The sequence below is a fragment of the Dokdonia ponticola genome (genome assembly GCF_042653865.1).
GTDB lineage: Bacteria > Bacteroidota > Bacteroidia > Flavobacteriales > Flavobacteriaceae > Dokdonia > Dokdonia ponticola.
Genome location: NZ_JBHSFV010000001.1, coordinates 563,231 through 588,339, shown reverse-complemented (window position 1 = coordinate 588,339; position 25,109 = coordinate 563,231). Strand labels below are relative to the sequence as shown.

General features: G+C 38.0%; 29 protein-coding genes. 25 read left to right on the top strand and 4 right to left on the bottom strand.

Features of this window, described 5'->3' with window-relative positions; all coding sequences use genetic code 11:
- Window positions 1-2 precede the first annotated feature (2 nt).
- The 18 genes from ACFO3O_RS02710 (at window position 3) to ACFO3O_RS02625 (ending at window position 9,007) form a co-directional block, all read left to right on the top strand.
- The gene (locus ACFO3O_RS02710; RefSeq protein ID WP_379976980.1) at window positions 3-443 is read left to right on the top strand and encodes a hypothetical protein; all 441 of its coding nucleotides are present in this window, start codon (window positions 3-5) and stop codon (window positions 441-443) included.
- A complete protein-coding gene (locus tag ACFO3O_RS02705; RefSeq protein WP_379976979.1) occupies window positions 440-1,198 on the top strand; it encodes a hypothetical protein in 759 nt (252 codons plus the stop codon). Before ACFO3O_RS02710 ends, ACFO3O_RS02705 begins: the two co-directional genes overlap by 4 nt.
- A gap of 16 nt (window positions 1,199-1,214) precedes the next feature.
- On the top strand, window positions 1,215-2,669 hold the full coding sequence (locus tag ACFO3O_RS02700; RefSeq protein WP_379976978.1) for a YncE family protein: 1,455 nt from the start codon (window positions 1,215-1,217) through the stop codon (window positions 2,667-2,669).
- A complete protein-coding gene (locus ACFO3O_RS02695; protein WP_379976977.1) occupies window positions 2,666-3,118 on the top strand; it encodes a TIGR02594 family protein in 453 nt (150 codons plus the stop codon). Before ACFO3O_RS02700 ends, ACFO3O_RS02695 begins: the two co-directional genes overlap by 4 nt.
- Window positions 3,115-3,609 (top strand): peptidoglycan recognition protein family protein, encoded by a 495-nt coding sequence (locus tag ACFO3O_RS02690; protein ID WP_379976976.1) that lies wholly within the window; start codon window positions 3,115-3,117, stop codon window positions 3,607-3,609. The genes ACFO3O_RS02695 and ACFO3O_RS02690 overlap by 4 nt, the downstream gene beginning before the upstream one ends.
- Before the next feature lies 1 nt (window position 3,610).
- Window positions 3,611-3,796 (top strand): hypothetical protein, encoded by a 186-nt coding sequence (locus ACFO3O_RS02685; protein WP_379976975.1) that lies wholly within the window; start codon window positions 3,611-3,613, stop codon window positions 3,794-3,796.
- Window positions 3,797-4,243 (top strand): hypothetical protein, encoded by a 447-nt coding sequence (locus ACFO3O_RS02680; protein ID WP_303687172.1) that lies wholly within the window; start codon window positions 3,797-3,799, stop codon window positions 4,241-4,243. It abuts the gene before it with no gap.
- Window positions 4,240-4,734 (top strand): hypothetical protein, encoded by a 495-nt coding sequence (locus tag ACFO3O_RS02675; protein WP_327018781.1) that lies wholly within the window; start codon window positions 4,240-4,242, stop codon window positions 4,732-4,734. Before ACFO3O_RS02680 ends, ACFO3O_RS02675 begins: the two co-directional genes overlap by 4 nt.
- A 10-nt stretch (window positions 4,735-4,744) precedes the next feature.
- Window positions 4,745-5,272, top strand: coding sequence for a hypothetical protein (locus ACFO3O_RS02670; protein ID WP_379976974.1), 528 nt, complete (start codon window positions 4,745-4,747; stop codon window positions 5,270-5,272).
- A 2-nt stretch (window positions 5,273-5,274) separates the two neighbouring features.
- A complete protein-coding gene (locus tag ACFO3O_RS02665) occupies window positions 5,275-5,772 on the top strand; it encodes a peptidoglycan-binding domain-containing protein (protein ID WP_303687776.1) in 498 nt (165 codons plus the stop codon).
- On the top strand, window positions 5,769-6,251 hold the full coding sequence (locus ACFO3O_RS02660) for a peptidoglycan-binding domain-containing protein (RefSeq protein ID WP_327018778.1): 483 nt from the start codon (window positions 5,769-5,771) through the stop codon (window positions 6,249-6,251). Before ACFO3O_RS02665 ends, ACFO3O_RS02660 begins: the two co-directional genes overlap by 4 nt.
- Window positions 6,252-6,253: 2 nt before the next feature.
- Window positions 6,254-6,496 carry a hypothetical protein gene (locus ACFO3O_RS02655; protein WP_327018777.1) on the top strand — a complete coding sequence of 81 codons (243 nt, stop codon included), beginning with the start codon at window positions 6,254-6,256 and terminating at the stop codon, window positions 6,494-6,496.
- Window positions 6,493-6,825: a hypothetical protein gene (locus ACFO3O_RS02650; protein WP_327018776.1), complete on the top strand. Its 333-nt coding sequence runs from the start codon at window positions 6,493-6,495 to the stop codon at window positions 6,823-6,825. The genes ACFO3O_RS02655 and ACFO3O_RS02650 overlap by 4 nt, the downstream gene beginning before the upstream one ends.
- A complete protein-coding gene (locus tag ACFO3O_RS02645; protein WP_327018775.1) occupies window positions 6,818-7,168 on the top strand; it encodes a hypothetical protein in 351 nt (116 codons plus the stop codon). The genes ACFO3O_RS02650 and ACFO3O_RS02645 overlap by 8 nt, the downstream gene beginning before the upstream one ends.
- A gap of 327 nt (window positions 7,169-7,495) precedes the next feature.
- Entirely contained in the window at window positions 7,496-7,972 is a 477-nt protein-coding gene (locus ACFO3O_RS02640; RefSeq protein ID WP_327018774.1) for a hypothetical protein, read from the top strand.
- A gap of 38 nt (window positions 7,973-8,010) precedes the next feature.
- A complete protein-coding gene (locus ACFO3O_RS02635) occupies window positions 8,011-8,334 on the top strand; it encodes a hypothetical protein (RefSeq protein ID WP_303687780.1) in 324 nt (107 codons plus the stop codon).
- On the top strand, window positions 8,331-8,480 hold the full coding sequence (locus tag ACFO3O_RS02630; RefSeq protein WP_303687781.1) for a hypothetical protein: 150 nt from the start codon (window positions 8,331-8,333) through the stop codon (window positions 8,478-8,480). The genes ACFO3O_RS02635 and ACFO3O_RS02630 overlap by 4 nt, the downstream gene beginning before the upstream one ends.
- Window positions 8,481-8,524: 44 nt before the next feature.
- Window positions 8,525-9,007, top strand: coding sequence for a D-Ala-D-Ala carboxypeptidase family metallohydrolase (locus tag ACFO3O_RS02625; protein ID WP_379976973.1), 483 nt, complete (start codon window positions 8,525-8,527; stop codon window positions 9,005-9,007).
- Window positions 9,008-9,051: 44 nt separating this feature from the next.
- Here the strand turns inward: ACFO3O_RS02625 and ACFO3O_RS02620 are convergent, their stop codons facing one another.
- The 4 genes from ACFO3O_RS02620 to ACFO3O_RS02605 are packed head-to-tail and all read right to left on the bottom strand — an operon-like array spanning window position 9,052 to window position 15,105.
- On the bottom strand, window positions 9,052-9,987 hold the full coding sequence (locus ACFO3O_RS02620) for a hypothetical protein (RefSeq protein WP_327018772.1): 936 nt from the start codon (window positions 9,985-9,987) through the stop codon (window positions 9,052-9,054).
- Window positions 9,984-13,154, bottom strand: a complete 3,171-nt coding sequence (locus ACFO3O_RS02615) for a hypothetical protein (RefSeq protein WP_327018771.1) — start codon at window positions 13,152-13,154, stop codon at window positions 9,984-9,986. The genes ACFO3O_RS02620 and ACFO3O_RS02615 overlap by 4 nt, the downstream gene beginning before the upstream one ends.
- Window positions 13,154-13,834, bottom strand: a complete 681-nt coding sequence (locus ACFO3O_RS02610) for a condensin complex protein MksE (protein ID WP_144665652.1) — start codon at window positions 13,832-13,834, stop codon at window positions 13,154-13,156. Before ACFO3O_RS02610 ends, ACFO3O_RS02615 begins: the two co-directional genes overlap by 1 nt.
- Complete coding sequence (locus ACFO3O_RS02605; RefSeq protein WP_327018770.1) at window positions 13,807-15,105, bottom strand: hypothetical protein; 1,299 nt, start codon at window positions 15,103-15,105, stop codon at window positions 13,807-13,809. Before ACFO3O_RS02605 ends, ACFO3O_RS02610 begins: the two co-directional genes overlap by 28 nt.
- Before the next feature lie 228 nt (window positions 15,106-15,333).
- Here ACFO3O_RS02605 and ACFO3O_RS02600 point away from each other — a divergent pair, with 228 nt between their 5' ends.
- From ACFO3O_RS02600 to ACFO3O_RS02570, 7 genes are all read left to right on the top strand, one after another.
- Window positions 15,334-15,753, top strand: coding sequence for an HYC_CC_PP family protein (locus tag ACFO3O_RS02600; protein WP_327018769.1), 420 nt, complete (start codon window positions 15,334-15,336; stop codon window positions 15,751-15,753).
- 142 nt (window positions 15,754-15,895) lie between these two features.
- The gene (locus tag ACFO3O_RS02595) at window positions 15,896-19,648 is read left to right on the top strand and encodes an efflux RND transporter permease subunit (RefSeq protein ID WP_327018768.1); all 3,753 of its coding nucleotides are present in this window, start codon (window positions 15,896-15,898) and stop codon (window positions 19,646-19,648) included.
- A 98-nt stretch (window positions 19,649-19,746) separates the two neighbouring features.
- Window positions 19,747-20,943: a TolC family protein gene (locus ACFO3O_RS02590; RefSeq protein WP_379977239.1), complete on the top strand. Its 1,197-nt coding sequence runs from the start codon at window positions 19,747-19,749 to the stop codon at window positions 20,941-20,943.
- A gap of 2 nt (window positions 20,944-20,945) precedes the next feature.
- Entirely contained in the window at window positions 20,946-21,512 is a 567-nt protein-coding gene (locus ACFO3O_RS02585; protein ID WP_379976972.1) for a helix-turn-helix domain-containing protein, read from the top strand.
- Between the two features lie 74 nt (window positions 21,513-21,586).
- Window positions 21,587-23,953, top strand: a complete 2,367-nt coding sequence (locus tag ACFO3O_RS02580) for a multicopper oxidase domain-containing protein (RefSeq protein ID WP_379976971.1) — start codon at window positions 21,587-21,589, stop codon at window positions 23,951-23,953.
- A 25-nt stretch (window positions 23,954-23,978) separates the two neighbouring features.
- A complete protein-coding gene (locus ACFO3O_RS02575; RefSeq protein WP_327018766.1) occupies window positions 23,979-24,569 on the top strand; it encodes a DUF3347 domain-containing protein in 591 nt (196 codons plus the stop codon).
- The gene (locus tag ACFO3O_RS02570) at window positions 24,570-25,025 is read left to right on the top strand and encodes a heme-binding domain-containing protein (RefSeq protein WP_327018765.1); all 456 of its coding nucleotides are present in this window, start codon (window positions 24,570-24,572) and stop codon (window positions 25,023-25,025) included.
- Window positions 25,026-25,109 lie beyond the last annotated feature (84 nt).

The following is a 25,109-nucleotide window of genomic DNA, read 5'->3' as shown; positions in this document are numbered from 1 at the left end:
CTATGATTACAGGAGAAACAGAATACATTCTGGACGATAATTATGACGATTTCTTTGGCAACAAAAAGAAACGTCGTGCGCGTCGTGCCAAACGTAAAGCACGAAGAGCGGCAAGACGCAGCGCACCCAAACGCATTGCACGTCGCGCCAAAAGCAAAGCCTTCTTTTCTAAACTGGGTAGCGCTGTTCAAGATATGGGCGGCGCAACAGCTATTGGCGCCGCTATCGACACCATCACAAAGCCTAAATCGCCTACAGGATTTGGTGGAGCTACTGAACCTGCATCAGACTTTGATTTTTCAATTGGTGCGGCAGATGTTGCAGAAGAAGAAAAGAAAGGTATTCCTACCATAGTCTTTGTTCTAGGTGGCGTGGTTGTAGTTGGCGTTGTGGGATTAGTGGTTATCAAGAATAAAAAGAACAAGCAACTGTATAGCCAATGATCATCCCGATTCCATCAAATAAAGAGCGTTTCAAAATACGACTGGGTATCAATTCTAAAATGCCAGTACAGTTGGGTATACGTGTGTACGATCCGAGATATCCTAATACGTATTATTTCAGGAGAAAAGCACAATTCTATGAAGGCAATGAGAAACGTGAGTTTGTGATTTCACTTCCCGTAACCCCAGAAGTGCTGGAAATGGAGCTGTTCGACAAGGTTTCGGGAGAAGACTATCAGTTTGATATGAGCTACTTCAAGGTAGAAAAAATGAAACCTGCCGAAGTCTGGGCAACCACCGAGCAACATCGCTTTATGGATTTTGCCATAGACTTTGCCCAAAAAGCAGGTCATACACCTACTGGTTTTTACGATTCCAAAAATCACGAGTTTCTATTTCAATACTTACCTACGATAACAGATGCTTTTGGCAAGGAATTAATCACACCAGCGCGCACACATCGCAAGATGCCACGTGTACAGATTTCACAGCGCTTATTTATTGGCTATACCATTCCCATACGTGTGGCAATACTTGCCCACGAAGGTTGTCATTGGTTCCTGAATACCAGAAGTCAGAAAACAGCAGATCTCTGTGGTATTAAAAAATATCTGGACTACGGATTCCCGACGATTGAAGCCATTTATGCTGTGACCAAGGTTTTTGGCAATAACCCACATCACGTTGGCGCATCACAGGTACAACGCACTAAGGACGTGGTAGCCTTTATAGAAAATTACAGAGCAAATGCATAAACTATTTCTTATCACAATGGCACTATTTACAATGGGCGCAACCATAAAATTAACGCCCAAAAGCACAGAAACTTTCGCCTGTGAAAGTTGCGAAGATCCTGCGGTAATTAAGAGAACAATCCATTCTAAAGAAGATGCTTATATGAACGACAATTCTGCAAAATATAGAACCGATCTCAAAAAATGGGGTACACGATCTGGCGTGATGCACGTTGCTTTCCCAGAAACGAAAAAGAAGAATTGCGACCCTTCAACAGACGCTGTTTTCTATGCCACCGATGAAGGTGTTATGGAAATTTCTGATTGTAGTTCAAGTAAGAGACCGCTTTCGCGAAAGCGTAATCTTATCAAAGATCAAAAACAAAAGGAAGGTTTTAAAAAGTATCAAAAACACCTGCACGATGAGTTTGATGTGATGCAGATTACAGTCAAAAATCATACAACGGATATCAGAAATGTTTGTCTTTGGGGTGGCAATAGTGAAAAGCCGATCACAGATCCTTTATTTATTGAGAACGCCGAAAAAATAGATGTTTTAGTAGGCACGCATCCACAACAAGTGGTACTCAATCCTGCGAATGATTTGTTGTATGTGGCTAATCAGCTTTCAGATTCTGTATCGGTGGTTGCCCGTGATGGGACTGTAATTGCCACAATTCCATTAACGGAGAATGCGATGCCTGGAACCGTTTCGCCAGTTGCTCTAGCCGTGAATACCAATCCTGGCTATTTCTACGGAATAGTGTATGTAATAGGTTCGGTAAATAATACGATGTATCACATCGGTCTAAATCACAAAGTGGTAAATGCCAACAGGACTGGAAAACGACCTACGGAGATACGCTTTGATGACGAAACAAATGAGCTTGTAATCAAAAATATAGTCTCTAAAAATACTACACGTATCAATGCCGAAACACAGGCACAAACGGAAACACCGTGGGGAATACAAGACCAGTTTCGACTAGTGGATAATGATTCAACGTCTAAAATTGCTAAAGTCACTACACAGCTCAATCTTCTAACCATATTTAATGTATCCAAAAGTCCAACGGTAACCATCAATGATGAATATCACGAAGAACGGGAAGATTTTAAATTCAGTCCAGGAATGCTGAAGCATCTTAAAATCGTCGCATCTGGAGAACGACGTGTGAACGCAATGCAACTTCTACAAAAAAGCATCGCTGGTAAAGAAATCTGTAAAACGCTTTCGCTTGGTAATTATCAAAGTCCGCAGAGTTTTCAGAATGTGTCAGAAGTTTTTGGTGTAGATGGTGTGATGCTCGATGGCCAGAACAGCTGGTGCTTTAAGATTGGTGGTTTGCAGACCATCACATTCATTCTGTATTACAAAAAGCTGGAAATGTATAATCTACTTCCAGAAAAGGCGTCGCTTGCCTATGGCGTGCAAATGAGTAAAGGCGTTCCCAAACGAGTTCCTAAAAATCCATTCAAATCCATTTTATGAAGTCAATCATCAACACGGCTTTGAGCCAATATGGAGTCACGGAACTGGTGGGTCAAAAGCATAATCCTGTAATACTGGATTATTTTGAAAAGATAGGTCATACGTGGGTCACTACTGATGAAACCGCTTGGTGTTCTGCTTTTACCAACTGGGTGGCTCTAGAATGTGGAAAAGAAATGAGCAATCAACTCACAGCACGCTCTTGGCTAAAAGTAGGAACAGAAACGAAACAACCAGATATAGGAGACATCGTGGTTTTTTGGCGTAGTAAGAAGAACAGTTGGAAAGGTCACGTGGCATTTTTTATAGGTTATTCTGAAGATAAGAAATACATCTACTGTCTGGGCGGCAACCAGAACAATCAAGTAAACATAAAGGCATACCCAATTTACCGATTACTTGGTTTTAGAAAACTCAATAATTCCATCACTCAAAATTTAACAAAATGAAAGACGTAGATTTTTTAGTCATACACAGTACCGATACCAGCGAAGCCTTAGATCTTGATGCAAAAACAATTATCGAAAAACATACCAACGACAAGCGTAATGGTGGCTTTGGCTGGAACCGTCCTGGATTTGACTACCTCGTCTTGCAGGATGGCACTTTAGAAACCATTATCCCTGAAGACAGCCCGACCGAAGTAGATCTATGGGGCACCTCACAAGGCAGATTTGGTATTACTGGCAATGTGAAAAACCTTGCTTACGTAGGTGGCAGAACACTCAAAGAAGCGTGGTGGAAAGACACACGTACCGAAGAACAAACCGCTACGCTGGAAGCCGTGATCCGATTTTATACTATTAGGTTTCCAGAAATCATCATCGTGGGTTTTAATGAGATCGCCACAAAACAGGATAGTGACAAACCTGGATTTAGCGTTAAGGAATGGCTGGAAGAACTGGAGATTCCCAAGTGTAATATTTATCAAGGATTTTAAAATGAGAACCATCATCACATTAGGCATAGGGTTCTGGATGGGACGACAGCTCTACATCAATCACGATAAGCGAGTTGCACGAGCCAGAGAAGCAAAATTAAAACAACGCTTAATCGCTTTTCTCAAAGAAAAAGATCCCAAACAGAATCAAATTGAAAAACAAGCCAATCAACTATTAGGCAATTAAATGGCACAGCAAGTAACCATAAAAAACACATCCTTTCTCATTCCAGAAGCCGACGACCCTTGTGACTTCTGGACGAGCTATTATACCAAATTGAAGAAGGAAGTGGGACAGGATAATGCCAAAATGCTGTGGTTGGTCACTTGGAAAACCAATGGATCTGCGCTATGTACTACAAGTCCGTCATTCAATAAATGGTTGCTTAAGAACGAGCTGGATGTAAGCAATATGGCAACCAGATCCATTGCAGATATTTCTGAAATAGGCGGTAATATTTTTGGTTTGGGCAAGAGCCTTACGAAGATTTTAGCCATAGGTGTTCCGGTCATTCTTACCATCACACTCATTCTTATCGTGGTGGTTTTACGCAACTCTGCAAAAGATGCAGACATCACAGATCTAGCGATGCTCACGCCAGCTGGACGCGCTACTAAACTATTAGGGAAATGAACAGACAGCTTATCTATAAAGTAAGTGGCGGTGCTATGGGAATTCTCATTGTTGGAAGCTCATTTCTATCCATACGCCAGCGCAAACGCGATCTAAAAACAAGCAAACTATTGACTCACATAAAGAAACAACTGGCTACCACGGCAAATAATCTCGATGCAGAAAATGCTTTTGACATTTACTATCTCACAAAAGTTTTGCAGAATGTAAATGGTCAAGTGATTGCAATGAGTGAGAGCAGCGCCACCAGTTTTGCAAAACAGATTCATAAGTCCTGGGGCGCGTGGTACGAAGGTGGAGATGACGAAGATGCAGTATATGCCGTGTTTAGAAAATTAAAGGATAAAGTTCAGGTCTCGCAAGTGGCTAAGGCCTATCAAAGTACTTACAACAAGAACTTAATCGATACCATTAAGGATCGACTTTCAGAAGATGAAATCAAGATCATCCTGAACATCATTGGACAAATACCCAACTATAGAACAGCTTAAAAACGAGAGAATGAAAATTACAAAAACAGGATGGTGGATGATAGGTGGCGCTACAATGGCGGCAGTTACGGTATGTGTGTTTGTTACGCTTTCGCGAAAGCGTAAAAAGGAAAAACAACAAGCTCAGCAAATCATTGGTAAAGATCTAGGCTCTGGAATCCAAGTGTCCACAGGAAATCAAGGCACGATCAAACGAGAACCCAACTGGGACAAGCCTTTTGATATGAATTACCTGACCAACGTGCAACAATGGATTGCACCACGAAAGATTAAAAAACTAGACGACGCTACTGCCAGAAATTTGGCAAAAAAGCTCAAAAATGCCAAAGGAACTTTTAATGATGATGAAGATGCGGTCAAAGACGTTTTTGCCAAACGCCTGCGTGATAAAACCCAAGTAGCGAGCCTTTCAAAAGCATACTGGCAATTGTACAAACAGGATTTGTGGAAACACTTGTCCAGTTTTTTAAGCGCATCAGAGATGAAACAATATGTGCATAATCCTGTGCGCCAATTACCTAATTATCAAACCCAATAACTATGAAGAAAATCGTAACCAAACCTAAGAAAACCTTTTTTGAACAAAACAAAGATCTCATTGTTGTGGGTAGTGTGATCGTTGTACTCGCAGGTGGTGCAGTCGCCTATATGTACTACAAGAAAAAGAAGGATCAAAAAGAAGGCGACCTGGCTCAAAACCAAGAGAGCACACCACAGATAATTCCTATAAACACGACCATTCCTGTGTCAAGTAGTTCGGGATCATCTTCCAGCTCTTCATCTACACCACGCATAAAATACGTCAAGACTGGCTATCCACTTAAATACAGAACACGTCACCAAGATGTAAAAACCTTGCAGGCGTATCTCAAGATTTACAAAGAGAATTTAGGTAAGTCTGGATCAAAGCGTGATGGTGTGGATGGTGTTTTTGGACCGCTCACATTAAAGGCTGCCAAAAAGCGATTGGGCAAATCCGAATTTACAGAAAAGGATATCGCAGGAATGCGTAGAGCGCTAAAAATGGTAGGAAAATGAAACGGGAAAACATCGTAAAGATAGTTTGTATTACTGGCGGTTTGCTCGGTGTCGGCATCATTACCCATCAATTACTGAAAAGTAAACGAGAAGATGCTGAAGAGCAAAAGCAAGCTGTGGCGGCAGTCTTGAAAAAGGAGATTTTAAAACCGAAACAGACAGGTTTTAAACCTACAATGCAAGTGGTCAAGACAAAACCACCTGCACCTGAAAAAAAGTCCAACGCACCGAAACCCAAAACACTACCTAAAAAACCTGTTGCAGATGAGTTCCCTTTGCAATTGGGAAGCAAAGGAAAAAATGTGGAACGCTTGCAGGTGTATTTGCTAAGAAATTACGGTTGGGCTGGAATCGTGACTGGCGTTTATGATGAAAAAGTTCAAGAGCGTGTAGAAAAATATCTAAAAGTCGAGACGGTTACAGAATCGCTCTTCAATGCCTTAGATATGAATGAATCCATTAAAAACCAATCCAACTAATTATGGGTAAAAGCATTAAAGATATTGTATCCAGCCTTGTAGATGATGATGGCATTAAAACCGAAGTCACGCTCACGATGACCAATCAGACGCTTACCAAAATCATCATTGCGCTATTAGCATCTGGTGCAACGATTGTTCTGGTGGCTCATTTGACCAAAAATATGTTCCCAAATCATCAATTATCCCTGCTTACGGCAGACATAAAAACTATAAAAGAAACCCTTAAAAATCAATTGAAATGACAGACATCCTAAAACACTTAGTTCACTACTTATCCAGCTTAGACTGGGCGTACATTTTTACGTTCATCATTATTGCCTTTGGTCTAAATCAGAAACCAGTTACAGATTGGCTAGCAGATTTTACTGGTATTAAGATCAAGACACGTTACCGTGTACTTATTGTTGGATTGATTTATGGAATCATCGTCTATTTTATTAGAGATACGATGTTGCACAAGTTAGAAATGCTATTGCAGTCATTTGTATTTGCACTCGTGTTCCATAAGCTGATTTTAGAAAGTGTGTTGAATCGACTCTTTAAACCTGAAAAAGCAGATAAGCGTGAATAGGTGGAAAATCATTTTTGCCATTTTCTTCTTTGCGGTGGTCGTCCTTGTGCTTACGCAGATCATCATTCCGCAGGAAAATGGCTATGAGCTACGGACACCAAGCGACTGGAAAGAACAAAACCAGAACTTGCTTATTAAGAATCAATCGCTAGACCTGGAGATTGAAGATCTGGAAAAGCAGGTGGATAGCCTAACAGCTTTGGTAAGTAAGAACACCGTCACAATCGGCCAATTAAAAACGAGTCTCAATGAAAAAATTACTACTATTTCTAGTTATAGCGATGCAGAGCTATTGGTGTATTTCTCAAGATTTAAAACCGATAGTACAGCTCATAAAAAATGAGAAACACTTCTGTTTTAATCTGGAACAGTCTCGTGAGATTGCATTGAGATTAGAGCGTGGTAAGTATCAGGATTCCATCGTGAGACGATTGGATTTTTCGATTACTCTTAAGGACAGTTTACTCGTAAAGAAAGATTCTGTGGTGTCGAGATTGAGATTGCAAAATCTCAATTTGATGTCCGTTTCAGAGAATAGCAATGAGCAGATTCTCTTTTTAGAAAACCAACTAAAATTTAAAAATCAAAAACTGAAACAAGGCAAGTTCCATAAGATCCTTTTGGGCGGTGGCTTGTTGATTCTTTCAGGAATATTAATAGCCAACTAATTATGGGATATCAAAGTGATAGCGTTTCAAAAGAGACAAAAGCGATAGAAAATACACAAGAGATTTTAGAAGTTAAGCCGGAACATTTAGGGCCAAGTTTACTACACTCGCCAGTACGCAATCGGTACTCGGTCATTAATGCAAATCTAGTTGTTGGGAAGGATATTCGCCTACGTGCTAGAAACGCCAAACAACTTGAGATTGCCGGCTGGCAGGTAAGTTTACCAGCTCCATTGGTAACAGATCAATCTGATTATTATGGACTGTGCCAGACGGAAAAGGGAAATACCTTTAACTATGCGATAGATGCAGATGGTAGATTGTTTCTCTACGGGACTTTTGTCGATAGTGAAGATCACGTGATACTCAATGTGAACCCTTATTTGGCCGAGCTTCCATTGCGCTATGTCAACTTTAGAAATGGCGGTGGTGAGTTTGTAGTACCAAGAGATGAACCTAAACCAACTGATGAATTTTAAATGAATTACGCTTTCGCGAAAGCGTAAAAGACCACGTTATGAATGTTTATGAAATTGTTGCGATTGTTTTAGGCGCTACGGGCTTCTGGAAGCTCATAGAATTATTGATGCATTATAATATCCAGCGCAAACTGAAAAATGCAGAGATACGGCACATTAACGCTCAGGCTAATGACAGTATTGTGACCAACTGGGTGCAATGGTCTGAAAAAATGGAAAAACGCATCAGCCAGCTTGAGAATAAGAATACCGCAATGTCACGCACAATTACTAAACAGCGAGATCGTATTACAGAGCTTGAAAAATATATCGAACAGCTGGAATCCGAAATTCAGATTTACAATAAAAAGAAAAGAGAATGAATGTAGATAAAGGAAGTAATACACTCAATTACATTTTTGCAGCATTTACCTTGTTGAGTGCCATTAAAATAGGCTCTGATCTATACTTGAGATACAAGGAAAGTCAGCAGAAAAAGAAGCCTTGCAATTGTAAAGACAAGGCTTAATGGCGTTAAAAAATAACCGTCATATTTATATAGGATTAGGCACAATGGCGCTACTTATGGGTGGCGCTTTTTGGGCTTTTAGATTAAGCAAGTCAAGCTCTAAATTTAGGACTTATAAACATAAAGGTATCGCTGTAGATTTCTCGGTCTTTGACAGTCCAGACATTCCTGGTTCTGGAAACTGTATGGATAGACGGCTTATAGTGATGCTGCACAACCTATCTGTAAAAACCAATTACCCTATTTTCAGTTGGATAAACTCTGGAGCACGTAGTGACGCTCACAATCGTAAAGTAGGTGGTGCGCGCAATTCTTCCCATAAAATGCCCGCCTGTAAAGCTGTTGATATCCGAGCTTCCTCTAGAACAATCCGCAATAATCTTGTGATGGCAGCACGAGATGTAGGTTTTAAACGCATAGGTGTAGGCAATACATTTGTTCATCTTGATATAGATGAAGGTAAGTCACAATATGTGGCTTGGGGTTATCCTAGTGGAACTGTTGCGGCGGTTAATCCTTTTGTGTAATAGCCAGAAGAGCTTATTGATGACTTTGGTAAAGTGACATCATTCTAATCTTGAATCAAAGTAACCATTTCTTTAAGATGATTGTCCTCTTCAGTTATCCAGTGATTTTTCTTTATTAAATTAACTAGAATATCTTTGTGCCTATTATCTAAATTCTTCACACTAAGATTGGAGTATTTAGAAGGGTTATCCCTGTCCATCCAAAGACTTTTGTGTTCTGATTTCAGGATGCTTTTAGAACTAGCTGTTGGATAAAGAAGCTTAATTTGTGGAATAAGTTTACAAACCATATTGAAAATAAGTAGACCATCATAATCCCAATCGCCGGAATAGTAGATAGGCAAGTTCCTGTCATAGGAATATTTTAGTTTTTCAATGTTTTTCCCTCCAGCATACCAAAGTTCATAACCGTATTTTCTAGGTAATGAAGGTCTCTTTAAAAAGTCTAAATTTTCACAGAGAATAATTAACTTAGGATCTTCACATTCTAAACGATACATATATTGCTGATCTCTATCATCAGCAAGCTCATCAATTTGAAGCATCTGTTTAACGGCATCAATTAAAGCTTTCTTACCAATTAAATATTTTTCATTTTTGAAAAACATAGAAGACACATTCCTGACGGTTTCCTCATTTTGCATTATTTGATTTCTAATTGGCAAAAGTTCGCCGCTGTCCATACGACGTTTCATATCCATTAGCTCTATGATATCTGCTTCTTCAAATCTGGTTTGAGGTTTTAAAAGTTGATTGTTTTCTAAAAATGCGTAGTACTGATTAAACTTCTCTAGATACTCTTCTTCATACATCTCAAAAAAATCTTCATCATCAGAATAATAAACCTTATAGCCTTCTTTGATTTCTTGGGTATCATTCAGCAAGTGTTGAAACAAAGAATCCTTAATTAAAGTTTCCTTAATCTTGGTTTCTTTATTTCTGTAAAGTTCATTTAATGATTTTAATGCTACCCAATTCATTGGTCATTTACATTATTTAAGTAATCTGACAGATCTTGTCTGGCTTCATTAGTTTTAAAATAGCTACTTGGCGGTGCATAATTGATATTAACATCTTCGTAACCTTCAATTAAGTGATGTAAATACCAGCCTTCGTCTTCGTTAGAGCCATAAGGTTCTGGTGTCATTGTCAACATTTGATATCCAAACTCTTTTGCAATATTTGGAAAGGTGTTAAAATTACCCTTATCCATATTAGAGACTTCTTCAAGTATTAAAAATTTGACACCTTTTCTATCTTCTTTTTGCACAATTGAAAGTCTGCCAATACCTAATAATACAATCGCGGTATAGCTTTGTCCTGTACTTCCTGTCTGGTCAATGCCATCTTTATCTAATAATCTGGTACTTAAATCAAAATAAGTTTTTGGGTCTAATAGGTCTGAAAATTTTATCTTCTCATTGTAGGAGGTCGTTTCTGCAAATATCTTTTCTACAAAACTTTCTACTGAGTCTGAAAATTGTAATTCTCCTTCCGAGTAAGCGGCTTGAGTGGACGACTGTAAATTCTTCATCCAATCTATTTTGAATGTTTCATTTGGCGTAAAATCTATTTTGAAATGGTACTTGTCACTAATCAGTCGCTCGTTAAAAAAATCATTCAAATCTTCGACTGTCTTTTCAAAGTCTTGATACTTTGTTTTTGTCAATTTGAATATACGAAGCATCGCCTGCGTAATGGCCTGCATTACTTTAGTTCTGTTTTGATTAGATTTTTTAAGTGCTGGGGCAAGATTTTCAGTGTGTTTTATTTTTGGTCCTAATAACACTAATTCTAAAACCGCAAATGAATAATTCTGATCATCCATTTGGTTTTTTACTTCTAAATCATCTTTGGTCGTATCGAATCGGGATGATGCTTTACCATAAGCGTTTATGTAATTGTCCTTATTTGTGTTATATAATTTTTGAAGATTTTCTACATTCACTTGATTGATATTAGTAGGCACAAAATCCTGAATATGCAACTGACTAAAACGTGTTTTAAAGATAATAAGCGCACCCTCATACTTTTTCTTTAGCTCATCGCGTTCTTTCTCCTGTGAGTCAAGCAACGCTTTAAGTGTGACTAAATTTTCTTCCTTTTGGGTTATGGTTGATTTTGAAGTCTCAAGTTTGTTTTGCAAATCTGTATGGACAGACTTTTTAGCAGCTACTTTTTGAATATAAGATGTTAACTGGTCGTCTATTTTCTCATCTGTAATTTTAATTGGAATTTTCTTTTCAAGTGCTTCTAATTCTCGCAACGATAGCTCCAAGTCTTTCTGGTCTTGAGTAATTTTAGTAGAAAGACTTTCGGCAATACTCATTGCTATTTTTGACCTTTCGTATAAGGAAAAGTCTTTAAAATCTTTATTAAGATTTTTCAGCTCATCAACCGCTGACAAATCGTAAGGATCTCCTTTCTCAAATTTTAAAATTTCGCCAAGTTCATTATTGATAGACTTTACTTGCTCGTTAATTGCATTCTGCTTTTTTTTCTTAGCATCATTCATTTTAGCAGTATCAGCAAATATCTGTTTATCATTAGAGTAAGGTACAAAGGTTCGTAAAGCACCTATTGCAAACCAATAACCGGAATTCACCTTATCTTCTTCAATATTTTCAGATTTTAAGAGAGAACTATCTTTAGTGTATTGACTTCCTTTAGTAGGATTATCTGGTTTTCCCCAATCCACATTTTTAAGCAATCCGAACAGTACAGTTTCCTGTTCTTTAGTAAGATTGTTACCGTCTTTTAAAATCTGTGCGATTAAGGAACCATCTTCTCCAGCAGATAGAATACGATTGAGTGCTTCTAAGTCAGCAAGCTCTGAGCTCTTGACTGCTTTGTAGTCTGCAATAATTTTTAGCTGTGATGATGTCTTCTCATTTATTTTATCAATCGTACCGTATCTTTTTAAATCAGAATTAAGTTTATTTACCCTATCAATGATTGACTGGTGATTGTATTCATCAATATTTATCTTAACTAAATTTGCTTGATCTATTTCAGGTAGCTTCATTTTTTGAAGCTGATCAAGACTTGCTAATTTTTCTGCTCTTGCATTAAAGAGATTTTTATAGTTTGTAAAGGATTCTTGAGCTTTAAAATAGGTGTCATAATCTGACTTTGTAATTTCAATTTGTTTAGAAATTTTTGGTAGATCTGATTTTAGGTTACTAATGATATCTGTCTCTTTTTCAATTTTATTAGAAGTTCCTATGCATTTATTTGCAACAGTTTCGTATTGCGAATAATTACTATGGTATTCAGCTGTTAGATAATTTTGTTGCGCATCGTTTTTTAATTGCTCTAACTCTTTAAGATTACCTAATACTTCTTGTTTTAACTCAATAGTATGTATTTCTTCGTCCAGCTCATTGTATTCATTTATAAGTTTTTCAAGCTTCTCCTTGTTTGATTTGTATTTGGTCTCAAGCTTATCCAAACTATTCTCAAAAAGAAAATCCTTTAAAATTTTATCGCTCTCCGTATCTAATGAGTTTGCTTTTGAAAAGGATTGTATCACTTTCGCGAAAGCGTCCATATTTTCATCAATCGCAAGATTTATAGGCAAAAGCTCATTAGTATATAAAAACTCATAGTATTCTTTTTTATCTTCTAAATCTGTGAAGGATTTTAGAAAGCCTTTTTTATTCTTTTTAAGATGCCTTGCAAGCTGGTTAATGGGCAAAAATTGACCATCTTTTAAAAAATCTTTACTATATGCTAACTGATCTGCGTGAAGTGCTAAAGTTTCAAGGTCTTTTCTGTCATTATCATTATAGGCTTGATTTAATATCCAGAATGACTTTAACGGCCTGCTACGCTTATTACCTATATTAGTGCCAATAGTTATAAATTCATTTTTCTTAAATTCTATATGTATAAAAACATAAGCATCATCAGTATTATAAGGTATAGTATGTATATGTCTGTCTTTATTTTTGAAGCTCTCGGTGCCAAAACTTATTTTGCTCTTTTGACCAATAAATATGAGTTGAAATAAGTCTGCTATAAGCGATTTACCGATACCATTGTTGCCGGTAAAATCAGTCCTTACTTGATGTAATAAGTAGTCTTGATTATAGTGCTTTCTCACACCAACTGTGGATAGCGAAAAAATTCTTGGATATTCTATCATTATAATTGGCTAAGGTATTTTTCACTAAACTCTGTGAAGTTTGTAATTTCTTTTTCATACAATTTTTGAAATCTAATAATTGGTTCTCGTAATACAAAGTGTATATCTTCGCCATCTTCTACAGCTAAATTTGTAATCCATCCCAACTTATTAAATTCTCGTAGTACACTCTTAAATGGCTTAATAACCTTTAATGACCAGTCGCCTTCCAAGTAATCGTCTTGTACTTTGTTAAAAAATAATTTTTTGTACAAAATATTATTGTCACTTTCTTTAATCTCCTTTTTTATATCTGCAAAGCGTACTTCTTTTTTACTTTCAAAATATCGCTCATAATACATATTAAGTAGTATAATACCTATCAAGGTTTGTTTTTGCGTTAGCTTTTTGTGTCGGGATGGGTTAGCAAGTGCTCCTTTGGATGCATCAGGATAATCTACGTAATAGTATTTTGAGTCTTCTCTACTTTCCATTATTAGTTCTAAACCATATACCTTTTCATAATAATATGAAAGCTCGTTGAAATAGTCCTTAAGTAGTTTATAGAGATAAAATCTATCGTTTTGAATATGTCTACCAGATAGTAGTTCAATGTTTAAATCTGCAAAATATTCTTGAACATCTGCGTTTTTAAAAAACGAAAAATTTTGACTTACTTCTTTATTATTTTCATTTTCCATAATGCAATATTTTGAGACAGAGATGACTTGGGGATTTCTCTGTCTATTTTAATTTCGTAACCGTTATTATGTCTAGCAAACTCTACAAGTTCAAATCCTACTTTAAGTGCTATTAAGGCATCATTTTCTTTTAAAGCTATATCGTAAAAATGATTACTAAAATCAATTTCCCCATCGTCGTTTAACTGCTTTTTAAAATGATTTACCCATCTGGCGGTATTCTCTTGACGAGTTAGTTCGGTATCTAATTTTGAGATTTGTAACTCAAGGTGTGCTTCATTGACTTTAGGTTCAATAACATAGCTCTTCTGAATACCAAACTCTTCATAATAAACCAAACCGACGTGTTTAAAACGTTCAGAAACAATAGATTTTAAAGGGAATTTTTCAGACAATGTAATACCATCTTTTTTAGAAAAGGACGCTTGTTCTAATGTGAATTTTAAAAACCGTTTTATATTTATTCTAACTGCCGATTTATTTTTAAAATTATCTTGAACCGTAATTAATTGAGTACTTGCGTAAGCTGACCTATCTAATAATTGCCCTAATTTATATTCTACTTCAACAAAAAACTCATCTACCTTCTTTTTAATTTGAACGGCTCTACCGTATTCTTCTCTGAATATTTTGTGTGTCTCTTTCTGTTCAGGCGTTTTAGTGTTAGGAAGGCTGTTTTTTCTTTTTAAAAAATAGTCAACGACTTGCTCTATTTCTTCATCAAGGCTATTACTTATTAGTAAAGTGTCTTTAATCTCGTCGCTTTTTGCAGTAATTTTTTCAAATAATATGGAAACATTCTCAGCTGTTTTTAATGCCGAATCTTGGTCTTGATTGATATAAATATTGAGCTCGTCAATAGCTTTATTAACGTAATCCTTTAATGATTCTAAATGATCTATAATTACAGTGCCGCTATTACCTTCAAAATTAAATTCATACCATCTATTAAAATCATCTATACTTTTAATATCTGAAGCTGTAAAGTCTGCAAGTTTTTTGAAAGTGTCCCGTAGTGGAAACTTTGCATACGGGCTATATAGTTTATTATCTATTAGCTTAACGAACTTAAGTGCAAAGTCAGTAAGCGCATATTTAAAGCGTTCTTCTCTTGGATGTTCTAAATAGTACTTCAACAAACCATCTACAATAGGATCAGTATGAGGTATGCTACTGCTTTCCATTAATGCCACCTCTTTAATACACCTTTCGATATCTTTATAGGTAAAGTGCTTGTTAATCTGCTTATTAATGATTTTTTTATGAAGCATATAAACGGTTATACCATCAGTCTTTTTAGGGATAAGACTTGAGTATGATGCGTTTATGTCTGTTAAATTGAAGTCTATAGCGTTCTAATATTTAATTATTTGAAATTACTAAAGTAAAAGAATTTGACTGTGATTTATTCTTATTTATCGAAAATGTGATTTTTCACCATTACACAACATTTCGTTAAAACAAACATTTATGTTAAAATATTTGCTAATTTTGCAATAATGAAACAAATTATCCACAAATCAATGGCAATGGTAATGGCTATTGTGGTTCTACTGACCACAATGTCGTTTACTGTGGATATGCATTATTGTGGAGATGCATTAGTAGATTTTTCATTCATCCAAGATGTTAAGACTTGCGGAATGGAAAAAGCTGAACCTGCTAAGAGTTGTTCTAACTCAATGGTTTCTAAAAAATCTTGTTGCTCAGATGAACAATTAATTATTGAAGGTCAGGAGGATTTAAAACAGGATTTTTCACAACTTACTTTTGAGCAACAAATATTCGTTGCCTCTTTTGCTTACTCATATATCAGTCTCTTTGAAGGAACTGAATCACAAGAGATCTCTTTCTCAGATCACTCGCCCCCATTCATAAGGCGGGACTTGCAGGTATTGCACCAGACATTCTTAATTTGATTTATTAAACAGTACCAGTAGCAATGTAATTGTAACTGGAAAAGCCCGGCGATACATTCGTTTTGGGCACGTTTTGTTGTTTCTCATTTGTACTGAGAGCAAACCAAAGTATATTTCTATAACTGTTTAATAATCATATCGTATGCTAAATAGAAGCATAAAATTTCTCATAGAAAACAAACTTGTTGCTGTTATACTACTCGCCCTATTCGTAGGTTGGGGCATTGTCAACGCACCCTTCAATTGGGAAACTGGTATTTTACCAACAGATCCTGTGGCCGTGGATGCGATTCCAGACATCGGCGAAAACCAGCAAATTGTTTTCACAAAATGGCAAGGGCGTTCACCGCAGGATATCGAAGACCAGATTACCTATCCACTCACAACTTCATTGTTGGGAATCCCTGGTGTCAAGACCATCCGGAGCTCTTCAATGTTTGGTTTTTCAAGTATCTATATCATCTTTGAAGAGGATGTAGAATTTTATTGGTCGCGAAGCCGTATTCTCGAAAAGCTTAATTCACTTCCCGCTAACTTATTGCCCGATGGTGTAAACCCTGCATTGGGTCCGGATGCTACGGGATTAGGTCAAATTTTTTGGTACACGCTGGAAGGTCGTGATAAAGATGGCAACGTAACTGGCGGTTGGGATCTACAGGAATTACGAAGCATACAGGATTACTACGTAAAATATGGTCTGTCTTCGGCAAGCGGTGTTTCTGAAGTAGCATCAATCGGTGGTTACGTCCAGGAATACCAAGTGGATGTTGACCCTGAAAAAATGCGACAATACAACATCGGCTTGACCGATATTGTAAAAGCTGTCAAGGAAAGTAATCAAGACATCGGTGCGCAGACTTTGGAAATTAATCAAGCCGAATACCTTGTTCGTGGTTTAGGGTATGTAAAATCTGTTGCAGATATTGAAAATGCAGTAGTCGCTTCTGAAAATTTTACTTCTATACGAATCAAAGACATCGCTAATGTTCATTTGGGACCACAGACCCGCCGCGGTATTTTAGATAAAGAAGGTGCCGAAGTGGTTGGCGGAGTCGTGGTAGCTCGTTATGGTGCTAACCCATTGGAAGTCATCAATAATGTAAAAGACCAAATAGCTGAATTATCATCTGGACTACCCACAAAAACCTTGGCAGATGGTCGTACTTCACAAGTGACTATCGTTCCCTTTTACGACCGCACGCAACTTATTCAGGAAACACTTCACACGCTCAATGAAGCCCTTACACTTGAAATCCTGATAACCATTTTGGTCATCATTGTAATGGTGTTTAACCTACGTGCATCCATTCTAATCTCTGGTCTGTTGCCTGTTGCCGTTTTAATGGTTTTCATAACAATGAAGCTCTTTAATGTAGATGCTAACATTGTTGCCTTGTCAGGAATTGCCATTGCTATCGGTACAATGGTTGACGTGGGCGTCATACTCGCCGAGAATATGATTAGGCATCTGGAAGATAAAAAATTACGCTTTCGCGAAAGCGGAATAGAATACACCACAAACGAAATTATCTACAACGCAACTGCGGAAGTTTCTGGTGCAATTTTGACCGCAGTTCTCACAACGATTATCAGTTTTCTACCTGTGTTTACAATGATAGGTGCTGAGGGAAAACTATTCAGACCACTCGCCTTTACAAAAACAATGGCACTTGCTGCATCGCTTGTAATCGCGCTGTTTTTAATACCGCCTTTTGCCGCGTTTCTTTTTAAGAAAAGTAACCTAATGGAACGCTCAAAGTACATTATTAATGGTGTTCTCATTGTCCTTGGTATCACAGCCATCTTTTATGGCTATTGGCTTGGTCTCATTTTGATTGCCTACGGTGTTGTTGCGCTTTTGAGCGTAAGGGATAGAATTACAGAAAAACGAGCTAATCTCATCCATATTATTATTTCCTGTGTTGCTATTGTTTTCCTACTCGCCGAATACTGGCGACCACTTGGTTTTGACCGCAGCATTCTAATGAATTTGATTTTTGTAGCGATTATCTGCTTTGGACTGCTTGGTGTGTTTACAGTTTTCCGAAGATACTATGACAGCATTTTGCGTTGGGCACTTCAAAACCGATACCTGTTTTTAATCATTCCAACCACGGTGCTGGTTTTAGGCGTGGTCATAATGCGTAACACAGGGAAGGAATTTATGCCTGCACTTAATGAAGGCTCATTTCTTTTGATGCCTACATCCTTACCGCACGCTGGTGTCGAAGAGAACAAGCGTGTCTTGCAACAGCTGGATATGGCCGTGGCAAGCATCCCTGAAATTGAAACTGTAGTGGGAAAAGCAGGAAGGACAGAATCAGCTCTTGACCCTGCGCCACTCTCGATGTATGAAAATGTAATTCAGTACAAGTCAGAATATATGCGAAATGAAAATGGCGAGAGACAACGCTATCGTGTAAATGAGGATGGTCTATTTGTGCTGAAAAATGACAAGTTCATTATTAATCCCAATAATGAAATCGATGATGATGCAAACTATGCAGCATCAAAACTCAAAACAAGTGCAACACGCAATGAATTGATTGAAGATAACAATGGCGAATACTACCGAAACTGGCGACCGGAAATCAGTAGTCCTGATGACATTTGGAATGAAATCGTAAAAGTGACCAAATTCCCAGGCGTGACTTCTGCGCCCAAGTTGCAGCCCATCGAGACACGACTCGTGATGCTACAAACAGGAATGCGTGCACCTATGGGAATAAAAGTGAAAGGGCCAGATTTAAAAACCATAGAAAACTTTGGACTTCAACTGGAAGATATTTTAAAGCAAGCCGAAGGCGTTAAAGAACAAGCTGTTTTTGCAGACCGCATTGTGGGTAAACCTTATTTGCTGATTGATATTAAACGAGACCAGCTGGCACGCTATGGGATTTCCATTATGGATGTTCAGGAAGTGCTTCAAGTAGCTGTGGGCGGTATGCCACTTACCCAAACAGTAGAAGGACGTGAGCGCTATGGTGTGCGTGTACGCTATCCACGTGAGCTGCGTGCAAATCCAGAAGACTTAAAAAGTATCTATGTTCCTGTGTCAACTGGAAGTCCGGTTCCTTTGGGCGAACTGGTCGATATTCGTTACGAGCAAGGCCCACAGGTCATTAAAAGTGAAGACACCTTCTTGATTGGGTATGTGCTGTTTGATAAGCTCGATGGCTTTGCCGAAGTCGATGTGGTGGAAAATGCCCAAGCGCTCATTCAACAGAAAATCGATAATGGCGATTTGGTCGTGCCACAAGGAATCAGTTACCGATTTACAGGAACGTACGAAAATCAACTTAGAGCAGAAAAAACGCTATCGGTAGTTGTGCCACTTTGCTTGCTGGTCATTTTCTTGATTTTGTATTTCCAGTTCAGGTCGGTTTCTACGTCCCTTATGGTTTTTACTGCCATCGCTGTAGCCTTTGCAGGTGGTTTTATAATGATTTGGTTATACGGTCAGGATTGGTTTTTCAATTTCAGCTTTTTTGGCGAGAACCTACGCGATTTGTTCAATATGAAAACCATCAATTTAAGTGTGGCCGTTTGGGTCGGTTTTATAGCCTTGTTTGGAATCGCGACAGATGATGGTGTCGTAATGGCAACCTATTTAGACCAATCCTTCAAAAGCAACGAACCAGACAGTAAAAAGGACATACGTCTCGCCACTTTGGAAGCCGCAGGAAAACGCATACGTCCTTGTTTGATGACCACCGTGACCACAGTTTTAGCATTGTTGCCAGTACTCACATCTACAGGAAAAGGAAGCGACATTATGATTCCGATGGCCATTCCAATTTTTGGCGGAATGATAATCGACGTCACATCCTATTTCCTTTTACCAGTTTTATACAGCTGGAAAAAAGAATACCAACTTAAAAGAGCAAACAAATGAAAAATATAAAAATCATAATCTGTCTTTTGTTTGTTTCCGCTGAAGTTTATGCTGAGCGAAGACGAAGTGCGAAAGCCCATCTGAACGCACTACTAATAATGAGCATTGGACTGATTTCAATCAGCGGGCAGGCGCAACAACTACAAAGCTATATTGAAGAAGCCGTAAGTAACAATCCAGAAATTCAGGCTTTTGAACTACGCTACAATATTGCCGAAGAAAAGGTCAATGAAGCAAACTGGCTACCTAATACGGAAGTAAGCGCAGGCTATTTTGTAAGTGAGCCAGAAACAAGGGTGGGCGCACAAAGAGCACGGATAGGTGTAAAACAGATGTTGCCCTGGTTTGGTACCGTTACCGCACGTGAAAATTATGCGACTTCAATAGCCGAAGCTGAATATGTGGAAATCACAATCGCCAAACGAAAATTGGCGCTATCAGTAGCGCAATCCTATTACAGGTTGTATGAAACAAGAGCAAAGCAAAAGGTACTCGACGAGAACATCCAACTATTAAAAACTTATGAGCGTCTTGCACTGACTTCGGTAGAAGTGGGCAAGGCATCTGCGGTAGATGTATTGCGATTACAGATTCGTCAAAATGAATTACAGCAGCAAAGAGAGGTATTGGAAGAGGAATTTGGCGCAGAACAAACAACCTTCAATAATCTTCTCAATCGGGATGAAAATAGAACGGTTGATATAGTTGCAATAATGGATATCCCAGAGGATGACCCCATATACGGAAAAGACGCACTATCGCTAAATCCTGAACTGCTCAAATACGACAAACTTTACGAATCCGTAGCACAATCAGAACTGCTCAATCAACGTGAGAGCCTACCTATGATTGGCTTTGGTGTGGACTACCTGCCAGTTACAGAACGTAGCGATGTCAACTTTAGCGACAACGGTAAAGATGTGTTGATGCCTATAGTTTCGGTTTCCATTCCCATTTTTAATAATCGATATAAGTCTATTACAAGACAAAATGAGCTACGCCAACAGGAAATCGAAACCCAAAAAGAGCAACGAATGAATGTTTTGGAATCCGCTTTCGCGAAAGCGATATCCCAACGCAACCAAGCCCGAATTAAATTCAATACCCAAGCTAAGAATTTAAAGCAAGCCAAAGATGCCGAGCAAATTCTTATCAAGAATTATGAAACGGGAACCATAGATTTTAACGATGTGCTCGATATACAGGAACTGCAATTGAAATTTCAGATGAATCAGATAGAATCGGTTCAGATGTATTACGTGCAACAATCCATAATCAATTATTTAATTCAATAGCAATGGTAAAAGATTTTTATATAAAAAATATGGTGTGCGACCGTTGCATCAAGGTCTTAAAAGATGAACTGTTTAAGGCTAACATTAGTCTGTTGGATATTGAGTTGGGTAGGCTTCGATTAGATATGAATGAAAAAGAACAATTGAGCATACTTACCGAAATTTTAAAAAGAAATGGATTTGCACTCATCGCTTCTACTGAGGATAAATTGACCGAGCAAGTAAAAATTGAATTGATAAAGTTATTGAATGTAATGCCCCTTGAAATTGATGGTAAGCTATCCGATTTTCTTGCGGATAAATTACAAAAGGACTATTCAAAAATCAGCAAGGTGTTTTCCATTACCGAGGGCATCACTATTGAAAAATATTTTATCAAACTGAAGATAGAAAAGGTCAAGGAACTTATCCAAACACCCCATTATAATTTCACAGAAATAAGCCAATTGCTCGATTACAGCAACGTCAATCATCTAAGCAAACAATTTAAGAGTGAGACAGGGATGAGCCTAAGCGAATATAAGGATGGTCATAAAAATTTTAGAAATCCTTTAGACAAGATTATATAGATATGAACCAGAATTATAACACAACAAACTGAATATCAATAATATTTTTGTTAAACAATAACAATAAGAAAACTATGAAAATGCTAAGAATTATTACATTACTGCTATTTTCTTCAACAGTATTTGCCCAAGTGGGAACTAACGGACAAGACAGAAAAGAAGAAGGAAGACCTGTTAAAGAGTACAACCTTACCCTTGAAAAAAATGAAATGACACTCGCAGGTGTAACCGCTAAAGGAATGACTATCAATGGTAGTATTCCTGGACCGGTTTTGGAATTTAACGAAGGCGACCTTGCCATCATTAATGTAACTAATAAAATGGATGAAGAAACCTCAGTACACTGGCACGGGTTGATACTTCCCAACTTTTATGATGGCGTACCGTATTTAACAACACCGCCAATAAAGCCCGGTACAACATTTCAATATAGAATTCCTATTAATCAATCAGGAACCTATTGGTACCATTCCCATACGATGCTACAGGAGCAAAGCGGTGTTTATGGTTCAATAGTCATTCAACCTAAAGAAAAAACATTGGATTATGACAAAGATTTGGTAGTTGTTCTATCTGATTGGACCAACGAGGACCCAATGAATGTATTGCGAAACCTTAAAAGGGGGAATGAGTGGTATCAAGTTAAAAAAGGAACAGCAGTTCCATTAAGTAGAGTCATCAAAGAAGGTGCCTTGGGAGCACAATTTAAGTTCTGGCGCGATAGAATGGAAGGTGCTGATATAGCAGACATTTATTATCCCGCATTCTTGAGCAATGGTAAGTCACTTGCCGAATATCCAGAATTTAAACCAGGAGAAAAAGTACGTCTTCGCTTTATCAATGCCTCGGCTTCTACTTACTACTGGGTAGATTTCGGTGGTGGTAATCCATTGTTAGTTGCAAGTGACGGTGTTGATGTGCAGCCCGTTTCTAAAAGCAGATTTCTCTTTGGTATAGCTGAGACGTATGATGTTATCGTTACTATTCCCGAAGGTACTTTAGAGGTTACCGCTACGGCTCAAGATGGCTCTGGTCATACTTCTATACAATTAGGTAATGGCACTCTCTATCCAGCCAAAAGAATTGATAGACCTGATAAGGTAGCGATGATGAAGCAAATGGCCAAAATGGATATGAAAATGGGTGCACCTGCAATGGTAGGAAACAAAAAAAAGAATACACCTGAAGTTTTAATGCAGAAGTATGGAATGAAGATGAATATGAAAGACGGCGAGATGAAAATGGGGATGCAAGATAAGATGTCAATGAAAGACAGCAAAATGAACGATCAGATGAAGATGGATGATACGAAGGGAATGAAAAAAGACTCAATGGCAATGAATCACAGAGGAGATTCAGATAAAATGAAAGACCATATGCAGCACGATATGTCAAAGATGCAGAAGGATTCTTCCTCATTTGATTACGAAACTCGTAAAACCTATTTTAATTATGATTTTTTAAAAGCAAAAGAGAATACTACTTATAAAGATGATTTGCCAGTAAACGACATCCTGTTGAATCTAACCGGCAATATGCAACGCTATGTTTGGAGTATGAACGGCGTGCCATTATCAGAAACCGACAAGATAAATATAAAAGGTGGCGAGGTAACCAGAATTACATTGAATAACTTAACTATGATGCACCATCCAATGCACTTGCACGGACATTACTTTAGAGTCATCAATGAAAATGGCGAACGTTCCCCATTAAAACATACTGTCAATGTACCACCAATGCAGAAGGTGGTCATAGAATTCTATAACGAAGAATATGGCGATTGGTTCTTTCATTGCCACGTATTATATCATATGATGGGTGGTATGGCCCGTGTGTTTAGTTACGATACGCCAAGAGACGAAAGAATGAGAGATTATCCAATGCAGAAACTTATCAATGAGACAGACCATTATTATTCTTGGGGATTAGCTCGTTTAGGCTCAAATTTTAATGAACTCTTTTTGATGTCGAGCAATATCCGAAATGGCTTTGGTTTAAGGGCAGAGTTTGATTATGACAAAAATCTTGAAGCAGAAGTAAACTATAACAGATACCTGAATGATTGGGTGCGCCTGTATGTAGGGGTAAATACAGAAACTTCAACACCCGATTCTTATGATACCTTCAATACAGTAGGTTTGGTGGGTGTAAAATATTTTACACCGTACCGTTTTAATGTGGATGTCAGTATGGACCACCAACTAAGGCCAAGAATTCGTCTGGACAGGGAATTCTTGATTTTTCCGAGAATTTTTCTGGAAGGCGAATACGAATACCGAGCTGACTTTGGTTGGGTGAACGATATTGGAGACACATCCTATCAGGGGGAAACGCAATGGCTGGTGGGAGCCTCATATATCGTATCCCGAAACTTTTCGTTACAGGCAAATTACAATAACCGATATGGCTGGGGTGGCGGCCTTTTAGCCCGATTTTAAAAAGTAATAATTTAAAACAAAGAAAATGAAAACAGTAAAAAGAACAATGAGTACAATGGCACTGGCTGCCACAATGATTTTAACAGCTTCCTGTAAAGACGGAAACAAAGAAGAGGCTGCTGCGCCGATGAGCAATGAGATGCACCAAGAATCTATGGATGACAAGGACGATATGGCGATGAGTGACAACCAAGACGCAAAAGCAGAAGCAATCCTGAATGATTATTTCAACTTAAAAGATGCGCTTGTAAACGATGACAATGGCAAAGCAAAAGAGCTTGGTAACACATTAGCGAAATCACTGAAAGCTTTTGATGCATCCAACTATTCTGATAATGAACAAAGTGAATTGAAAGACATTATTGAAGATGCCACCGAGCACGCAGAGCATATTGGCGAAAGCGATATCAAGCATCAACGAGAGCATTTTAAGATTTTGAGTAAGGACGTTACCGATATGGTAGCCATTACCGGAACGGATAAAAAGCTCTACGAACAATTTTGCCCAATGTATGATGGTGGTACAGCTTGGTTGAGTACAAAAGAGGAAGTGCGTAATCCCTATTATGGTAGCCAGATGTTAAAATGCGGTAAAGTACAACGAGAAATAAACTAATTGAAAGTTTTAAAAATCATAGCGTGGATAGCATTAGGTGCTCTTGTTGTAATTCAGTTTTTTCCGACGGATAAAAATGAAAGCTATACGACACCTGAAACTGATTTTGTCTTGGTAAATAAAGTGCCGTCTGAAATTGAGAATCAATTAATGCAGTCCTGCTATGATTGCCATAGCAATAACACAGTTTATCCTTGGTACAGCAAAATTCAGCCAGCAGCTTGGTTTTTGGAAGACCATATTAAAGAAGGAAAAGCAGAATTAAATTTTAACGAATGGGACAACTATTCAGACAGAAGAAAGAAGAGTAAACTGCGCTCTATCATTAAGCAGATAGAAAGCGGCGAGATGCCCTTGGATAGCTACACGCTTATTCATAGAGATGCTATTTTTTCAGAGAAGGAAAAGGAAGCAGTATTGAATTATATGAAAACTTTAAAAGATGATTTAGAGTAAAGTCCTGATGCGGGAAGGGAATTTTTTCATTGATGGTTGGTTAGTTAGAACCCCTTCCCATTTCAGGCACAAAGATAATGAGGT

What these genes read in the sequence shown, in the direction of transcription:
- ACFO3O_RS02710 (WP_379976980.1), top strand. Translation starts at nt 3, where the DNA reads ATGATTACAGGAGAAACAGAATACATTCTGGACGATAATTATGACGAT.
- ACFO3O_RS02705 (WP_379976979.1), top strand. Translation starts at nt 440, where the DNA reads ATGATCATCCCGATTCCATCAAATAAAGAGCGTTTCAAAATACGACTG.
- ACFO3O_RS02700 (WP_379976978.1), top strand. Translation starts at nt 1,215, where the DNA reads ATGGCACTATTTACAATGGGCGCAACCATAAAATTAACGCCCAAAAGC.
- ACFO3O_RS02695 (WP_379976977.1), top strand. Translation starts at nt 2,666, where the DNA reads ATGAAGTCAATCATCAACACGGCTTTGAGCCAATATGGAGTCACGGAA.
- ACFO3O_RS02690 (WP_379976976.1), top strand. Translation starts at nt 3,115, where the DNA reads ATGAAAGACGTAGATTTTTTAGTCATACACAGTACCGATACCAGCGAA.
- ACFO3O_RS02685 (WP_379976975.1), top strand. Translation starts at nt 3,611, where the DNA reads ATGAGAACCATCATCACATTAGGCATAGGGTTCTGGATGGGACGACAG.
- ACFO3O_RS02680 (WP_303687172.1), top strand. Translation starts at nt 3,797, where the DNA reads ATGGCACAGCAAGTAACCATAAAAAACACATCCTTTCTCATTCCAGAA.
- ACFO3O_RS02675 (WP_327018781.1), top strand. Translation starts at nt 4,240, where the DNA reads ATGAACAGACAGCTTATCTATAAAGTAAGTGGCGGTGCTATGGGAATT.
- ACFO3O_RS02670 (WP_379976974.1), top strand. Translation starts at nt 4,745, where the DNA reads ATGAAAATTACAAAAACAGGATGGTGGATGATAGGTGGCGCTACAATG.
- ACFO3O_RS02665 (WP_303687776.1), top strand. Translation starts at nt 5,275, where the DNA reads ATGAAGAAAATCGTAACCAAACCTAAGAAAACCTTTTTTGAACAAAAC.
- ACFO3O_RS02660 (WP_327018778.1), top strand. Translation starts at nt 5,769, where the DNA reads ATGAAACGGGAAAACATCGTAAAGATAGTTTGTATTACTGGCGGTTTG.
- ACFO3O_RS02655 (WP_327018777.1), top strand. Translation starts at nt 6,254, where the DNA reads ATGGGTAAAAGCATTAAAGATATTGTATCCAGCCTTGTAGATGATGAT.
- ACFO3O_RS02650 (WP_327018776.1), top strand. Translation starts at nt 6,493, where the DNA reads ATGACAGACATCCTAAAACACTTAGTTCACTACTTATCCAGCTTAGAC.
- ACFO3O_RS02640 (WP_327018774.1), top strand. Translation starts at nt 7,496, where the DNA reads ATGGGATATCAAAGTGATAGCGTTTCAAAAGAGACAAAAGCGATAGAA.
- ACFO3O_RS02635 (WP_303687780.1), top strand. Translation starts at nt 8,011, where the DNA reads ATGAATGTTTATGAAATTGTTGCGATTGTTTTAGGCGCTACGGGCTTC.
- ACFO3O_RS02630 (WP_303687781.1), top strand. Translation starts at nt 8,331, where the DNA reads ATGAATGTAGATAAAGGAAGTAATACACTCAATTACATTTTTGCAGCA.
- ACFO3O_RS02625 (WP_379976973.1), top strand. Translation starts at nt 8,525, where the DNA reads ATGGCGCTACTTATGGGTGGCGCTTTTTGGGCTTTTAGATTAAGCAAG.
- ACFO3O_RS02620 (WP_327018772.1), bottom strand. Translation starts at nt 9,987, where the DNA reads ATGAATTGGGTAGCATTAAAATCATTAAATGAACTTTACAGAAATAAA.
- ACFO3O_RS02615 (WP_327018771.1), bottom strand. Translation starts at nt 13,154, where the DNA reads ATGATAGAATATCCAAGAATTTTTTCGCTATCCACAGTTGGTGTGAGA.
- ACFO3O_RS02610 (WP_144665652.1), bottom strand. Translation starts at nt 13,834, where the DNA reads ATGGAAAATGAAAATAATAAAGAAGTAAGTCAAAATTTTTCGTTTTTT.
- ACFO3O_RS02605 (WP_327018770.1), bottom strand. Translation starts at nt 15,105, where the DNA reads ATGCTTCATAAAAAAATCATTAATAAGCAGATTAACAAGCACTTTACC.
- ACFO3O_RS02600 (WP_327018769.1), top strand. Translation starts at nt 15,334, where the DNA reads ATGAAACAAATTATCCACAAATCAATGGCAATGGTAATGGCTATTGTG.
- ACFO3O_RS02595 (WP_327018768.1), top strand. Translation starts at nt 15,896, where the DNA reads ATGCTAAATAGAAGCATAAAATTTCTCATAGAAAACAAACTTGTTGCT.
- ACFO3O_RS02590 (WP_379977239.1), top strand. Translation starts at nt 19,747, where the DNA reads ATGAGCATTGGACTGATTTCAATCAGCGGGCAGGCGCAACAACTACAA.
- ACFO3O_RS02585 (WP_379976972.1), top strand. Translation starts at nt 20,946, where the DNA reads ATGGTAAAAGATTTTTATATAAAAAATATGGTGTGCGACCGTTGCATC.
- ACFO3O_RS02580 (WP_379976971.1), top strand. Translation starts at nt 21,587, where the DNA reads ATGAAAATGCTAAGAATTATTACATTACTGCTATTTTCTTCAACAGTA.
- ACFO3O_RS02575 (WP_327018766.1), top strand. Translation starts at nt 23,979, where the DNA reads ATGAAAACAGTAAAAAGAACAATGAGTACAATGGCACTGGCTGCCACA.